Source organism: Pseudomonas sp. AL 58 (genome assembly GCF_036348395.1).
GTDB lineage: Bacteria > Pseudomonadota > Gammaproteobacteria > Pseudomonadales > Pseudomonadaceae > Aquipseudomonas > Aquipseudomonas defluvii.
The window spans coordinates 1-527 of sequence record NZ_JAZBQR010000078.1 but is presented as its reverse complement, the minus strand read 5'-3'; the positions used below and the strand labels follow the sequence as shown (position 1 = coordinate 527).

Sequence of the window (527 nt, the reverse complement as noted above, 5' to 3'; positions counted from 1 at the left end):
TACAGCGTCGTAGGCAATACCCTCACCGCCAAGGCCGGTGTGGTCGACGTATTCACCTTCAGCCTCACCAGCGCCGGTGCGTACACCTTCACCCTGCTCAAGCCGCTGGACCATGCAGCCGGCAATGACGAAAACGATATCACCATCAACCTGGGCAGCTTGCTGCAGGCCACCGACAAGGACGGCGACACCGTCACCGCCGCTGCTGAAAAACTGGTCATCACCGTTGACGACGACACCCCAACGGCAACCGGCACCCCTGTCACGGGCACCGTTGACGAAGACGGCCTGACCAACGGCATCCCTGGCGGAACCGGCGACGTTGCTGGCGAGGCGACCACCGCCAGTGGCAGCGTGACCGGCATCTTCCAGTCCGGTGCCGATACGCCGCTGAGCTATGGCTTGTCGAGTGACACCAGCGGCTTGCCGGCACTGAGCTCGGGCGGCGTGGCACTGGTGTACAGCGTCGTGGGCAACACCCTTACCGCCAAGGCCGGTGTGGTGGACGTGTTCACCTTCAGCCTCAC

At 63.9% G+C, this 527-nt stretch carries 1 protein-coding gene; it reads left to right on the top strand.

Annotation, left to right across the window (positions count from 1 at the left end; all coding sequences use genetic code 11):
- On the top strand, positions 1-527 hold a 527-nt coding region (locus tag UIA24_RS23135), incomplete at both ends, for a T1SS-143 repeat domain-containing protein (protein ID WP_442963075.1).